The 14,755-nt window shown below is 62.7% G+C and carries 13 protein-coding genes; 1 reads left to right on the top strand and 12 read right to left on the bottom strand.

Features of this window, described 5'->3' with window-relative positions; translation table 11 throughout:
• Positions 1-45: 45 nt before the first annotated feature.
• A complete protein-coding gene (locus QCE58_RS02950; RefSeq protein WP_008351596.1) occupies positions 46-525 on the bottom strand; it encodes a nitrate reductase associated protein in 480 nt (159 codons plus the stop codon).
• Positions 526-715: 190 nt separating this feature from the next.
• On the opposite strand from QCE58_RS02950, the gene fdhD reads away from it, so the two are divergent.
• A complete protein-coding gene (fdhD, locus tag QCE58_RS02945) occupies positions 716-1,543 on the top strand; it encodes a formate dehydrogenase accessory sulfurtransferase FdhD (RefSeq protein WP_250520913.1) in 828 nt (275 codons plus the stop codon).
• A 24-nt stretch (positions 1,544-1,567) separates the two neighbouring features.
• Here the strand turns inward: fdhD and QCE58_RS02940 are convergent, their stop codons facing one another.
• The 11 genes from QCE58_RS02940 to QCE58_RS02890 form a co-directional block, all read right to left on the bottom strand.
• Positions 1,568-2,332, bottom strand: coding sequence for an enoyl-CoA hydratase (locus tag QCE58_RS02940; protein ID WP_008351601.1), 765 nt, complete (start codon positions 2,330-2,332; stop codon positions 1,568-1,570).
• Positions 2,333-2,385: 53 nt separating this feature from the next.
• Complete coding sequence (locus tag QCE58_RS02935; RefSeq protein ID WP_034470589.1) at positions 2,386-3,585, bottom strand: acetyl-CoA C-acyltransferase; 1,200 nt, start codon at positions 3,583-3,585, stop codon at positions 2,386-2,388.
• A 15-nt stretch (positions 3,586-3,600) separates the two neighbouring features.
• Complete coding sequence (locus QCE58_RS02930) at positions 3,601-6,021, bottom strand: 3-hydroxyacyl-CoA dehydrogenase/enoyl-CoA hydratase family protein (protein ID WP_309779208.1); 2,421 nt, start codon at positions 6,019-6,021, stop codon at positions 3,601-3,603.
• Positions 6,022-6,242: 221 nt separating this feature from the next.
• Positions 6,243-8,030, bottom strand: a complete 1,788-nt coding sequence (locus tag QCE58_RS02925; RefSeq protein ID WP_008351605.1) for an acyl-CoA dehydrogenase C-terminal domain-containing protein — start codon at positions 8,028-8,030, stop codon at positions 6,243-6,245.
• 69 nt (positions 8,031-8,099) lie between these two features.
• Positions 8,100-8,774 (bottom strand): TetR/AcrR family transcriptional regulator, encoded by a 675-nt coding sequence (locus tag QCE58_RS02920; RefSeq protein ID WP_008351607.1) that lies wholly within the window; start codon positions 8,772-8,774, stop codon positions 8,100-8,102.
• A gap of 272 nt (positions 8,775-9,046) precedes the next feature.
• On the bottom strand, positions 9,047-10,336 hold the full coding sequence (locus tag QCE58_RS02915) for a phosphatidylserine/phosphatidylglycerophosphate/cardiolipin synthase family protein (protein ID WP_250520912.1): 1,290 nt from the start codon (positions 10,334-10,336) through the stop codon (positions 9,047-9,049).
• Positions 10,333-10,809, bottom strand: a complete 477-nt coding sequence (nudB, locus tag QCE58_RS02910) for a dihydroneopterin triphosphate diphosphatase (protein WP_250480259.1) — start codon at positions 10,807-10,809, stop codon at positions 10,333-10,335. Before nudB ends, QCE58_RS02915 begins: the two co-directional genes overlap by 4 nt.
• A 109-nt stretch (positions 10,810-10,918) precedes the next feature.
• Positions 10,919-12,721, bottom strand: a complete 1,803-nt coding sequence (aspS, locus tag QCE58_RS02905; protein ID WP_008351612.1) for an aspartate--tRNA ligase — start codon at positions 12,719-12,721, stop codon at positions 10,919-10,921.
• A 91-nt stretch (positions 12,722-12,812) separates the two neighbouring features.
• Positions 12,813-13,475 carry a DUF502 domain-containing protein gene (locus QCE58_RS02900; protein ID WP_008351614.1) on the bottom strand — a complete coding sequence of 221 codons (663 nt, stop codon included), beginning with the start codon at positions 13,473-13,475 and terminating at the stop codon, positions 12,813-12,815.
• 134 nt (positions 13,476-13,609) lie between these two features.
• Complete coding sequence (locus QCE58_RS02895) at positions 13,610-13,981, bottom strand: FmdB family zinc ribbon protein (RefSeq protein WP_250480258.1); 372 nt, start codon at positions 13,979-13,981, stop codon at positions 13,610-13,612.
• A 149-nt stretch (positions 13,982-14,130) separates the two neighbouring features.
• Positions 14,131-14,748 (bottom strand): methyltransferase, encoded by a 618-nt coding sequence (locus tag QCE58_RS02890; RefSeq protein WP_250433651.1) that lies wholly within the window; start codon positions 14,746-14,748, stop codon positions 14,131-14,133.
• Positions 14,749-14,755: the final 7 nt, after the last annotated feature.

Genomic DNA, 14,755 nt, shown 5'->3' with positions numbered 1-14,755 from the left:
AATAATCTGATTAAAGCGGCTGCTTAACGTTTGCGAGCCGCGTGCTCACTCCGTGAGACCGAACTCTTTCATCGCGGGCAGGAAATCGTGATTGACCTTGTCCGTGTTGCGCGAGAGTTTCGCGAGCGCGTAACGCTGGAAACGATCGAGTTGGCCCCAGCGATCGAGACTCGGCGCGCTGATCCCGGAGAGGCTGCTTTGACGGATCACGGTTTCCGGCACGGCATCGGCGTGCATCCACACCGGATCGGGGTCGCGTTCGATCTTTTCGGGCGCGGCATTGGCGTGCGTCTTCAGCATCTCTTCAAGCGCGAGGTCGAAGTTCTTCTCGAGCTCGGCCTCTTCTTCGATCGGAAAGCGCGCCAGCAACGCGCGATCTTCGTAAGGAAGCTGCTGCCATTGGTCGAGCGAGATGCGCATGCCGAAGCGGTCGAGATTGAAGCGCACGGCAAGCGGAATGAAGCGCAGATTGTCAGAGGATTCGACTTCGAATCCGAAGAGACGCGCGGCGTCGTAAAGTCCCATAGCGAAGCCTCGTTGGATTGAAGCGGGCGGCGCGGCGCGCGATGCCCGCTTAAGTTATTGTAGGGCCTTGGATCTGGCTGGAACCATTGCAATCTAGCCGCTGTTCGCGTCGCGATGCGTGCGGACAGCAACTTTTGGCAGCAAGTCACATACCCGACTTTACTCGAAGTGAGCGGTCAGGAGCATTGAAGTGGAACAACTCGAAACCGACGACCAACCCGGCTTCGTCGAGCGCCAGGTGCGCAGGCATCGCAAGAACGAAGTTGCGATCGCCGCTGACAACGTCGGTCAGGAATGGCCCGTCGCGCTGGTTTTCAACGGCATTTCGCACGCGGTGATGATGTGCACGCCACGCGATCTCGAAGCGTTCGCAGTGGGCTTTTCGATGACGGAAGGCATAGTTGAGCGCGGCAGCGATATCCACGATATCGAGGTTCATTTGCGGGATGACGGCGTCGCGTTGCCGCATGCGGAAGTGCATCTGCAGGTCGTGCAGCAGGCTTTCGCGTCGCTGAAGGACAAGCGGCGCGCGCTCGCCGGGCGCACCGGATGCGGCGTGTGCGGCATCGAAAGCATCGACTTGCTCGATCTTCAGCCGGAACGCGTGCCGGACACCGGCTTTCTGAATCGTCTCGCGCCCGATGCGATCGAACGCGCCGCGCGCGAATTGCCCGCGCATCAGCAATTGACGAAGCTGACGGGCGGTCTGCACGCCGCCGCGTGGTGCGACGAAAACGGCGCGGTGCGCTACGCCTTCGAGGACGTCGGGCGGCATAACGCGCTCGACAAGCTCATCGGCCAGTTGATCCTGCGCCGCGAGGACACGACGCAAGGTTTCGTGTACCTGTCGAGCCGCGCGAGCTATGAACTCGTGCGCAAATCGGCGCGCGTCGGCGTGCCGATGATCGCGACGATTTCCGCGCCGACCTCGCTCGCCATTTCGATCGCGATGCAGGCGGGCCTGCGGCTCGTCAGCTTCGCGCGCGAGAACAGCTTCGTCGAATACGATGTCGAGTGAAGCGCGCTATTCGAACTATCCGAGCTATTCGAACTTGCTGAAGTCCGGCTTGCGCTTCTCGAAGAACGCCTGAAACGCCTCGCGCGCTTCGGGCGCGACGAGCATCCGCGAGAAATGCGCGGCTTCGTCTTCCATGCGCGCGGTCACTTCGTGCGCGTGCGCGCCTTTCATCAGCGACTTGGTCACGCGCAGCGACGACGCCGGCAGGAGCGCGAGCCGCTTCGCCTTGTCGAACGCGTAGGCGTCGAGTTCGGCGGCATCGATCGCGCCGTTGAGGAAGCCCATGCCGATCGCTTCGTTCACGTCGAACGCTTCGCCCAGCAAGAGCTTTTCCGCCGCGCGCTGATAACCCGCCGTGCGCGGCAGCAGCAGGCTCGACGCCGCTTCAGGACACAGCCCCAGTTGCGAAAACGGCAGCGAGAACTTCGCGTTCGGGCTCGCGTAGACGATGTCGCAATGCAGGAGCATCGTCGTGCCGATGCCGACCGCCGTGCCCGCGACCGCCGCGACGATCGGCTTCGGAAAGCCGGCGATGCGCCGCAGGAACTGGAAGACGGGCGCGTCGAGTCCCTTCGGCGGATCGTTCAGGAAGTCATCGAGGTCGTTGCCGGCGGAGAACGTCGTGCCGTTCGCGCGGATCAGCACCGCGCGCACGGTCGGGTCCATCTCGGCTTCGTAGAGGCCGTCGGCCATTTCCTGATACATCGCCGCGGTGATCGCGTTCTTCTTTTCCGGACGATTGAGCACGATGCTCAGCACGCCGTCCGCGCGTTCGATCTGAATCTCCATCCGCTGTCTCCTTTGTCGGTCCGCGAGCTTTCGGCACTCGCGGACCGTTTGCGTCAAAGCCGCTCGATGATGCCCGCCGCGCCCATGCCGGTGCCGACGCACATCGTCACCATGCCGTACTTCAGGTTGCGGCGACGCAGGCCGTGCACGACCGTCGACGCGCGGATCGCGCCCGTCGCGCCGAGCGGATGGCCGAGCGCGATCGCGCCGCCGAGCGGATTGACCTTGGACGTATCGAGTCCGAGATCGCCGATCACCGCGAGCGCCTGCGCCGCGAACGCTTCGTTCAGCTCGATCCAGTCGAGATCGTCCTGCTTCAGGCCCGCCGCCTTCAACGCGGCCGGAATCGCTTCCTTCGGCCCGATGCCCATGATCTCGGGCGGCACGCCGCGCACCGCGAAGCTCACGAAGCGCGCGAGCGGCGTGAGGTTGAACTGCTTCAGGATCTTTTCCGACACGACGATCAGCGCGCCGGCGCCGTCCGACGTCTGCGAGCTGTTGCCCGCCGTCACCGAGCCTTTGTTCGCGAACACGGGACGCAGCTTCGCGAGACCTTCGACCGACGTATCCGCGCGCGGACCTTCGTCGAGCGCGATCTCGCGCGCGTTCACGCGAACCTCGCCCGATGCGAGATCGGGGAAGCGCTCGTTCAACGTGTATGCGGCGATTTCATCGGCGAATTCGCCCGCTTGCTGCGCGGCCAACGCCTTGCGATGCGACTCCGCGGCGAACGCGTCCTGCGCCTCGCGGCTCACCTTCCAGCGTTCCGCGACGCGCTCCGCCGTCAGCCCCATGCCGTACGCGATGCCGACATCTTCGTTGCGATCGAAGATATGCGGCGACAGCGAAGGCTTGTTGCCCATCATCGGCACCATGCTCATCGACTCGCAGCCGCCGGCGATCATCGCATCGGCTTCGCCGACGCGGATGCGGTCCGCCGCCATCGCGAGCGCCGTCAGGCCCGACGCGCAGAAGCGGTTCACCGTGACGCCGCCGACGGTGTTCGGCAAGCCCGCGAGCAACGCGCCCATGCGCGCGACGTTCAGTCCTTGCTCGGCCTCGGGAATCGCGCAGCCGACGATCGCGTCCTCGATCACGTTCGTATCGAGCCCCGGCACCTGCGCGACGGCCGACCTGATCGCGTGGACGAGCAGCTCGTCCGGGCGCGTGTTCCTGAACACGCCGCGCGGCGCCTTGCCGATCGGCGTGCGGCTCGCGGCGACGATGTATGCGTCTTGAAGTTGTTTGCTCATCTTATGCAGCTCCGCTTAGTTACGCACCGGCTTGCCGGTCTGCAACATGCCCATGATTCGCTCTTGCGTCTTTTGCGTGCCGAGCAGCTCGACGAACGCGCGGCGCTCCAGCGCCAGCAGCCATTCTTCGTCGACGAGACTGCCCGCTTCGACATCGCCGCCGCACACGGCTTCGGCGATACGGCTCGCGATCAGATAGTCGTGATCGCTGATGAAGCGCCCGTCGCGCATGTTGACGAGCGACGCCTTGATCGTCGAGATCGCCGAGCGGCCCGCGACCGGCACCTGCTTCGCGCGCAACGGCGGACGATAGCCCGATGCGCTCAATGCGCGCGCTTCCTTCTTCGCGATGTCGAGCAGTTCGTGCACGTTGAAGACGATCGTGTCGGACGGCTTCAGATAGCCCATCGCGCGGGCATCGAATGCGGAGGACGACACTTTCGCCATCGCCGCGTTTTCGAAGGACTTCTGCAGGAACTTGAGCAGATCGCTGGTCGCGTTGACGGCGCTCGCCGCTTCCGCCGCGCGCAGTGCCGCTTCCTTGAGACCGCCGCCCGCCGGCACGAGACCGACGCCCACTTCGACGAGACCGATATAACTCTCGACATGCGCGACGCGCTTCGCCGAATGCAGCAGCAGCTCGCAACCGCCGCCGAGCGCAATGCCCGAAACCGCCGACACGACCGGCACGTTCGCGTATTTCACGCGCATCATGCCTTGCTGGAACTTTTTCACGAACGGCTCGATGCCCTTCGCGCCGCCCATCATGAACGCGGGCATCGCTTCTTCGAGATTCGCGCCCGCCGAGAACGGACCGCCCGGCGCGCCGAGTTGCAGCGAAGTCGGCTGCCAGATCACGACGCCACGGTATTCCTTCTCCGCGAGTTCGATGGCTTGCGTGAGGCCCTCGATCACGCCCGGACCGATGGTGTTCATCTTCGACTTGAACGACACGATCACGACATCGCTTTGATCGTCGTCGAGCCACGCGCGCACGTTTTCGGTTTCGAAGAGCGTCTTGCCGTAGGTCTTCGGATCGGCGCCCGTCTCACCGACGAGCGGCGCGCGGAACACCTGCTTCTCGTACACGGGCAGCGTCGAGCGCGGCTCGAAACGGCGCGCGGCGGGCGACCACGAACCTTCGTCCGTGTGCACGCCGTTCTTCTCGGCGACGGGACCATCGAGCACCCACGCGGGCAGCGGCGCGTTCGAGAGCGCCTTGCCTGCATCGATGTCTTCCTGGACCCACTTCGCGATCTGCTGCCAGCCCGCGGCTTGCCAGCTTTCGAACGGTCCCTGGTTCCAGCCGAAGCCCCAGCGGATCGCGAGATCGACGTCGCGCGCGTTGTCCGCGATCGATTCCAGATGGACCGCGATGTAGTGGAACACGTCGCGGAAGATCGCCCAGAGGAACTGCGCCTGCTTGTTGTCGGTTTCGCGCAGCAGCTTGAAACGCTCGGCTGGCGGGCGCTTCAGAATGCGGCCGATGAGTTCGTCGGCTTTCGCCCCGCCATCGACATAAGAAGCCGTCTTCGGATCGAGAACCTTGATCGCCTTGCCTTCCTTGCGATAGAAACCCGCGCCCGTCTTCTGGCCGAGCGCGCCGTTCTTGACGAGCGCGTCGAGCACGGGCGGCGTCTTGTAGACGGCGAAGAACGGATCGTCGGGCAGGTTGTCCTGCATCGTCTTGATGACGTGCGCCATCGTGTCGAGACCGACGACATCGGCTGTGCGGAACGTCGCGGACTTCGCGCGGCCGAGGCGCGAGCCGGTGAGATCGTCGACTTCGTCGAAGCGCAGGCCGAACTTTTCGGCTTCGGCGATGACCGCGAGAATCGAGAACACACCGACGCGATTCGCGATGAAGTTCGGCGTGTCTTTTGCGCGCACGACGCCCTTGCCGATCACGCTCGTCAGGAACGTTTCGAGTTGATCGAGGATCTCGGGCTTCGTGGATGCGGTCGGGATCAGCTCGACCAGATGCATGTAGCGCGGCGGATTGAAGAAGTGCACGCCGCAGAAGCGCGATTTGAGTTCATCGGAGAAGCCGTTCGACAGCTCCGTGATCGACAGGCCCGACGTGTTGCTCGCGAAGATCGCGTGCGGCGCGATGTGCGGTGCGACCTTCTTGTAGAGATCGTGCTTCCAGTCCATGCGCTCGGCGATGGCTTCGATCACGAGATCACATTCTTTCAGTTTCTCGATGTCGTCGTCGTAGTTCGCGGGTTCGATGTACTGAGCGTCGTCTTTCACGCCGAACGTGGCGGGCGACAGCTTCTTGAGGTTCTCGATGGCCTTCAGCGCAATGGCGTTCTTCGGGCCTTCCTTGGCCGGAAGGTCGAAGAGCATGACCGGGACGCGGGCGTTGATCAGATGGGCGGCGATCTGCGCGCCCATCACGCCCGCGCCGAGCACGGCGACTTTTTTGACGTTCACGGTGGGGTCACTCCGGGGTTCGTGAATGTTTGGGGTTTCGTCTTGCTGCGGCTTTCGCTTTTTTGTTCGCTTTCGCTTTCGCTCGGGTTCGCTTCCGCCTTCGTGCAATCCTGTTTTCGCGTCGGTCCATTAGCACTGCCGCCCCGCACAGGGGCAACGCTAATAGACCGACACGAAAACGGGATCACCCGAAAGCGAAAGCAGAAGCGAAAGCAAAAACATCAAAACAACGCTTCGTCGTAATCCATCATAGGCTTGGCACCGGCCCGAGCAGCGCGAATCGTAGAAGCGGTCTCAGGCAGCAGCTTGGCGAAATAGAACCGCGCGGTGGCCAGCTTGGCCTTATAGAAGGCATCACCGCCAGAGGCACGATCGAGCGCAACCCTCGCCATCCGCGCCCAGAAATAAGAAAACACGAGATGCCCGACAGTGCGCAGGTAGGGCACAGCAGCAGCCCCGACCTCATCGGGATTCTGCATGGCCTTCATGCCGATCTCCATCGTGAGCTTCTGCACCTTCTCGCCGATATCCGCGAGCGGATTGATGAACTCCTGCATCTCCGGCTTCACGCCTTCCTGCTCGACGAAGTCCGCAACCAGCTTGCCGAAGCGCTTCAGCTTCGCGCCCATGTCGCCGAGAATCTTGCGGCCCAGCAGGTCCAGCGCCTGAATGGAATTCGTGCCCTCGTAGATCATGTTGATGCGCGCATCGCGGACGTATTGCTCCATGCCCCATTCGGAGATGAAGCCATGTCCGCCGTAGATCTGCATCGCCATGTTCGTGCCTTCGAACGCGTTATCGGTCAGGAAAGCCTTGATGACCGGCGTCAGCAGCGCGACAAAATCGGCGGCTTCGGCGCGCACGGCTTCATCCGCATGCGACAGTTCCTTGTCGATATTCAACGCCGCCCAGTACGTGAACGCGCGGCCTGCCTCGGCATAGGCCTTCTGCGTGAGCAGCATGCGACGCACATCCGGATGCACGATGATCGGATCGGCGGCCTTCTCCGGCGCCTTCGGGCCGGTCAGCGAGCGCATCTGCAGACGCTCTTTCGCGTACACGAGCGAGTTCTGATACGCGACTTCAGTCAGCCCGAGACCCTGCATGCCAACGCCCAGACGCGCGGCGTTCATCATCACGAACATCGCGTTCAAGCCCTTGTTCGACTCGCCGACGAGCCAGCCCTTCGCGCCGTCGAGGTTCATCACGCAGGTCGCGTTGCCGTGAATGCCCATCTTGTGCTCGATCGAGCCGCACTTGATGTCGTTGCGCGCACCGACCGCACCGTTCGCGTCCGGTACGAACTTCGGCACGATGAAAAGCGAGATGCCCTTGGTGCCCATCGGCGCGCCGGGCAGACGCGCGAGCACCAGATGAACGATGTTCTCGGCCATGTCGTGCTCGCCGCTCGAAATGAAGATCTTCGTGCCGGTGAGCGCGTACGAGCCGTCGGGATTCGGCTCGGCCTTCGTGCGCAGAATGCCGAGGTCCGTTCCGCAATGCGGTTCCGTGAGGCACATCGTGCCGGTCCACTCGCCCGAGACGAGCTTCGAGAGATACGTCGACTTCTGCTCCGGCGTGCCGTGCGCATGCAGGCATTCGTAGGCGCCGTGCGACAGGCCCGGATACATCGTCCAGGCCTGATTCGCCGAGTTGAGCATTTCGTAAAGCGCGTTGTTCACGAACGCGGGCAAGCCCTGGCCGCCGTACTCGGGATCGCATCCGAGCGCGGGCCAGCCTGCATCGATGTACTGCCGATAAGCTTCCTTGAAGCCGGCAGGCGTCTTCACGACGCCATCGCCCTCGTAAGTGCAGCCTTCGCGGTCGCCGCTCTGATTGAGCGGGAACACGACTTCGGAGCAGAACTTCCCGGCTTCCTCGAGCACCTGATTGATGGTGTCGGCGTCGAGGTCGGCATGCTTCGGCATGCTCTTCAATTCGGCTTCCACGTTCAGCACTTCGTGCAGCACGAACTGCATGTCGCGAAGGGGGGCGGCGTACTGTCCCATGAGTCTCTCCAGTTTCTTCAAGCGTCTGGTTGCGCGCCGCCGAACCCTTTGTCGATTCGAACGGCGCCGCTAACGGCTGTCGGTCTGTTGCGATGTCAGATTCGTGGCCGGGATCGGAGTCGGCTGCGCAACGCTTCCATTCGCGCCCGCACTCGACGTCTGATACGACTGAATCGTCTTTTCCAGCGCGTCCCGCGTCAGTTGCACGGCTTCCGGCAGATGCAGGAAGCGCGCGTCGTGATGCAGGCCGAGCGTAAAGCTGTACAGCTCGAACAGCATCAGATGCGGATCGGTTTCCGCCTTCAGATGCCCTTCGTCCTTCGACTGGCGGATCGCGCGCAGCAGCGCCTCGCGCCACATGCTCACGCTATGCACGAGCTGCTCGCGCACGGCGCTCGCGGCGCGGTCGTCGTACTCCACCGCTCCGCTGATATAGATACAACCCGTGGTCACTTCCTGGATGCGTTTCTCCATCCAGCGATTCATCATCGCGCGCAATCGCGGCAGGCCTCGCACCTCACGCAGGCTCGGAAAGAACACCTCATCTTCGAAGCGCCTGTGGTACTCGCGCACCACTTCCACCTGCAAGTCCTCGCGCGACCCGAAATGCGCAAACACACCGCTCTTGCTCATTTGCATCCGTTCGGCCAACAGGCCGATCGTCAGCCCTTCCAGCCCGTCCCGACTTGCCAACTCCAGCGCTGCGTCGAGAATCGCGGCCCGCGTCTGTTCGCCTTTTCGCATGATGTCCCTACCGTTCTTATGTGACCCGTAAAATCGAACGGCCGTTCTATTATTATGGCCGAACGTTGGTGATACAAGCAGATTTTTAGACACGCATTTCTAAAACGCCAAGCCTTGTCTATAGGATAAATCTCAACAATGTCCGGGTTCATTGTCGCGTTTTATGTACGGACTGCCTGTAAGTGACTGCCCGAATTTCCCGATTCGTGGGAAGCCTTCTCCAGCGCTGCTTGTCGGTATGTATTTTTGCGCAATCGCTGCTAAAAGGCAGGTTAATCGTACTGCCCGATGGTGATCACCTTCATCATCAGCCGGTACGTGTTATAAGCCAGCCAATTAAGCGTGCGCTCCGTAACGGGCCGCGCCGCATAGTGTTTTTCATCGATGGGGCGGCCTTCGTCAAAAGCCTGAAGAATGGCGTCGTGCAACCCCGCGATCTCGGAATGATTGACGAGCACCATGTTGGCCTCGTTGTTGAGCACGAGCGAAAGCGCATCGAGATTGGATGAGCCGATGGTCGCCCAGTCCGCGTCCACTACCGCGACCTTGCCGTGAAGCATCGTCTTCTCATACTCGGCGATCCTCACGCCATGCTTGAGCAGATTGCCGTAGAGAAACGGCGTCGCGTAATCGAGCGCGACGAACTCTTTACGACCGATGACGAGGGACACGCGCACGCCGCGCCCCGCCGCGTTGACAAGCGCGCGCCGCAGCTTGCGACCCGGCATGAAGTAAGGATTCGCCAGCAGGACTTCGCTCTCGGCGTTCGCGATCGCCCGCAGATACGCCTTTTCGATCGCGCGCCGGTTGAGCAGATTGTCGCGCGCGACGAAAGCGACGCACGGGCGATCGACCGCGTGAATCTCGCCGAGACGCGCGCGCCGGCGTGCCAGCATGGCGCGACGGGCGTTCCATCGGCCGGGCGCGCGATCGCTCTCTTGCGTTTCACAACCCGGCTGCGACGGCTGACGCGGCTTCACGCCGAGCCGGATGCGCTGCCATTGGAGATCGAACGCTTCGCGCACGTCCTTGACGACGGGGCCTTGCGCCTCCATCGCGAAATCCCAGCGCGGACGCTCCAGACGCGTGCCGTTCTGGTCGTAGTCGTCGACGATATTGATGCCGCCGCAAAACGCAAAGGTCTCGTCGATCAGCGCGAGCTTGCGATGCGTGCGCGACCAGCCTTGCGGACCGAACAGCAGATGCGGGTTATAGATGCGATGCTCGACGCCGCGCGCCTTCCAGAGCTCGAACATCGGCAGATTGCTTTCCGTGCCGATGCCATCCGTGATCACGCGCACCGTGACGCCGCGCTCGGCGGCGCGCACGAGCGCATCGGAGACGGCGCGACCGATGTCGTCGTTGGCGAAGATGTAGGTTTCGAGCGACACCGATTTGCGCGCGTTGTCGATCCGCTCGATCAACGCCGGAAAGAACTGCACGCCACCTTTGAAGAGCCTGACGTGATTGCCCGTCGTAAAGCATAAGCGCGGCGGCCGGCGGCCGGAGAACAGCGCCTGGCGCAGCCGCTTGAAACTGCGCCGGGGACGCAGTCCGATCATCGGTTATGCGCCGCGAGGCGCTCGGGCAATTGCAGGATCGCTTCCCGGTTCGACCACGAGAAGCATCGGTTGGCGGCCTCGCGAAACGGCAGCCAGAGATGCGCGGTGTGTTCGCGCGGCGCGAGCGTCACTTCGAGACAATGTGGCACGAGCAGGCTGAACTGATGCTCAGTGTTGCGCATGATCCCTTCCGCGTAGCGATGCCGCCATTGCGGATAAATCTCGTACTGAATGCTGTGATGCCAGTCGAGCAGCGCGTTCTCGGGCACGAGCGCGCTGCCTATCACGATGCCCGTCTCTTCCTGCACCTCGCGCGCGGCGGTCTCGATGAGCGGCTCGTCGATGTGATCCTTCGAGCCCGTCACCGATTGCCAGAAGCCCTTGTGATCCGCGCGTTCGATGATGAGCACGTCGAGCTCGGGCGTATGAATGACGACGAGGACGGATTCGGGAATTTTGGGCGGCTTCTGCATGAGCTTTTGAACGCGCGTTTCTTTATCTGTTTATGCCCAAAGACTGTAACGCAAAAAACGAAAAAGGCGCACCCGGCGCCTTTTTCATCACATCGACAACGAAAGCTGCTTATTGCGCTTTCTGCTCCGGCTGACGCAGACGGATGTGCAGCTCGCGCAACTGGCGCTCGTCCACTTCGCTCGGGGCCTGCGTGAGCAGATCCTGCGCGCGCTGCGTCTTCGGGAACGCGATCGTGTCGCGGATCGAATCGGCGCCGGACATCAGCGTGACGATGCGGTCCAGACCGAACGCGATGCCGCCATGCGGCGGCGCGCCGTACTGCAGCGCGTCGAGCAAAAAGCCAAACTTCAGGCGGGCTTCTTCAGCGCCGATCTTCAGCGCGCGGAACACCTTGCTCTGCACGTCTTCCTGGAAGATACGCACGGAACCGCCGCCGATTTCCCAGCCGTTCAGCACCATGTCGTACGCCTTCGCAAGGCAGCGGCCCGGGTCCGTTTCCAGATACTCGAGGTGCTCGTCCTTCGGGCTCGTGAACGGGTGATGCGCGGCCACGTAGCGGTTCTCTTCCTCGTCGTACTCGAACATCGGGAAGTCGATGACCCAGAGCGGCTTCCAGCCGGTTTCCAGCAGGCCGTTCGCCTTGCCGAATTCCGAATGACCGATCTTGAGACGCAGCGCGCCGAGGCTGTCGTTCACGACCTTCGCGCGATCCGCCGCGAAGAAGATGATGTCGCCGTCTTCCGCCGCCGTGCGCTCCATGATCGCCGCGAGCGCCGCGTCATGCAGATTCTTGACGATCGGGCTTTGCAGGCCGTCGCGGCCCTTGGTCTTGTCGTTGACCTTGATCCACGCGAGCCCCTTCGCACCGTAGATGCGCACGAATTCCGTGTAGCCGTCGATGTCGCCGCGCGACAACTCGCCGCCCTTCGGCACGCGCAGCGCCGCGACGCGGCCGTCCTTCGAGTTGGCCGGCATGCTGAACACCTTGAAGTCGACGTCCTTCACGGCATCCGTCAGGTCGGCGAATTCGAGTTTCACGCGCAGATCCGGCTTGTCGGAGCCGAAGCGGCGCATCGCTTCCGAGTACAGCATGACCGGGAATTTCTCGGGCAGCGCGACTTCCATCGTCTCCTTGAAGACGTGGCGGATCATGTTCTCGAACAGATCGCGGATTTCCTGCTCGGTGAGGAACGAGGTTTCGCAGTCGATCTGCGTGAATTCCGGCTGACGGTCGGCGCGCAGGTCTTCGTCGCGGAAGCACTTGGTGATCTGGTAGTAACGGTCGAAGTTCGCGACCATCAACAATTGCTTGAACAATTGCGGCGACTGCGGCAGCGCGAAGAACTGGCCCGCGTTCACGCGCGACGGCACGAGGTAGTCGCGCGCGCCTTCCGGTGTGCTCTTGGTCAGCATCGGCGTTTCGATGTCGATGAAGCCCTGCGCGTCGAGATACTTGCGCACTTCCATCGCGACGCGATAGCGCAGGCGCAGATTCTTCTGCATCTGCGGACGGCGCAGGTCGAGCACGCGATGCGTGAGGCGCGTGGTCTCCGACAGGTTGTCGTCGTCGAGCTGGAACGGCGGCGTCACCGATGCGTTCAGCACCACGAGTTCGTGGCACAGCACTTCGATCTTGCCGCTCGTGAGGTTCGCATTGACGGTGCCTTCCGGACGGTTGCGCACGACGCCCTTCACCTGCACGCAGAACTCGTTGCGCACGCCTTCGGCCACCTTGAACATCTCGGCGCGGTCCGGGTCGCAGACGACTTGAACGAGGCCTTCGCGGTCGCGCAAGTCGATGAAGATAACGCCGCCGTGATCGCGCCGGCGATGCACCCAGCCGCACAGCGAGACGGTTTCGCCCAGTCGGGCCTCGGTCACCAGACCGCAGTATTCAGATCGCATCGACATGATGTTGTGTCTTTCGTTGTTCGTTAATCAACGGCTCGCGCGCTCGGGTCATGCTCTCTCGCGGCTGACTCTCGCTGCGCGCGCGCCGGCATTACATCGGCGGCTCGGTGGGGCGGCGGGCTGGCGCGACCGGTGTCGGTGCGCTCGGCGAAGGGGCCACCACGCCCATCGAGACGATGTACTTCAGTGCGGCGTCGACGGTCATGTCCAGTTCGACGACTTCGCTTTTCGGCATCATCAGGAAGAAGCCGGACGTCGGGTTCGGCGTCGTCGGCACATAGACGCTCACGTGCTCTTCATCGAGATGATTCAGCACGTCGCCGCCCGGAATGCCCGTGAGAAATCCGATGGTGTACGAGCCTTTGCGCGGATACTCGATCAGGAGCGCCTTGCGAAACGCGTTGCCGCTCGAAGACAGCAACGTGTCCGACACCTGTTTCACGCTCGTGTACAACGGGCCGACGACCGGAATGTGACGAAGGATGGCGTCCCACCATTTCACGAGCTTCTGGCCGACGAAGTTCTGCGTCAACAGCCCGACGATGAAAATGAACGCAAGCGTCAGCACCGCGCCCACGCCCGGCAGATGAAAACCGACGATCCGCTCGGGCTGCCACGATTGCGGCAGCAGAAGCAGCGTCTGGTCCATCGTTCCGATCACGAGCCCGAGCACCCACAAGGTGATGGCGAGCGGCACCAGCACGAGCAGGCCGGTGAGGAACACGGTTTTCAGCGTAGTCTTTTTCGTGGTCATTTACACGGGGCGAAGGCTGCGCCGGCTCTCGAGTGCGTCGGAGATTCGGCTTGGCAGGCGGGTCGCGCTCGGCTGAGCGCGGTCTACGAGGTCATCGGCGCGGCATGTGGCCCGCCGCGCCGGCCGTCTGGCGCTCAGGCGGCGCTCGACGATGCGGACGCGCCCGCAGCGGGTTTGGCGGCATCCGAGGATGATGGCGTGCTCGCCGGCGTCGCGCTATCGCTCGAATTCGAGTTGCCGGAACCGGCAGAAGCGGCATCGTCCGATTTCGCCGCCGATGCGTCAGACGCGGCCGCGTTGCTCTTGTTGCCGGCATTGCTTTTTCCGCCACGGAAGTCGGTGACATACCAGCCTGAACCCTTCAACTGGAATCCGGCGGCAGTCACCTGCTTCGAAAAAGTGTCCTTCCCGCAGGCGGGACACTGCGTGAGCGGCGCATCGCTCAGTTTCTGAAGCACGTCTTTTTCGTGGCCGCAGTCGGCGCAACGGTACGCGTAAATCGGCATGGCACTCTTCCTACAATGATCTGTCGACGCTTGCAAAGCCTTGAATTATAGCCGCAAACCGATATTGGCCCGCGCTTTTCGGGACCGCGGGCGCAAGATTAACCGCGCAATATTTCAGGGCGTCGGCGGCGAATTTCAAGCCGGCTGGCTCAGATTCGCCGCCACGTCATCCAGCGCTCGCGGCCGGCGAATACGGGTATCGAGTGGCTCACCTCGCGGTCTTCGATCAATTCGAAGTGCGGCGACAGCAGCGCATCCAGTTCGGCGCGCTCGATTCCGAAAGGCGGCCCTTTCGGCGTCGCTCCGATGAAAAAGAAGCCCGCCAGCAGCGCGCCGGGCGCAAGCAACGCCGCCATCCGGCTGGCGTAATCCTGCCAGCGGGTCTTCGGCAGCGCGCAGAGAAACGCGCGCTCGTAGATCCAATCCGGCGAAAACGGCGGCACATACGCAAAAAAATCCGCCTCTTCGACGACGCCCGCATGCGCGCCGAGTTGCGCGCGCGCCGCCTCGACAGCGGCCGGCGAGAAGTCGATTGCGCGGACCGGCCAGCCGCGTTCGGCAAGATGGAGCGCTTCGTACGCGCTGCCACAGCCCGGAATCAGCACACTCTGCGCACTGCGCGACGCGACGAAACTCTTGAACATCTCCGGAACGCCGGCCTGATCCCACGGCGTGAAGTGCTGACCGAAACGTTCATCCCAGAAACCCGGAGAGTTCGGATCGCGGTTTTCGAAATCGGGAACGTTTGAGTTCGTCGGATCGCTCATGCTGCGC

Origin of the sequence: Caballeronia sp. LZ028 (assembly GCF_031451415.1) — a bacterium.
Taxonomy (GTDB): domain Bacteria; phylum Pseudomonadota; class Gammaproteobacteria; order Burkholderiales; family Burkholderiaceae; genus Caballeronia; species Caballeronia zhejiangensis.
This window is presented reverse-complemented; position numbering and strand designations above follow the sequence as displayed.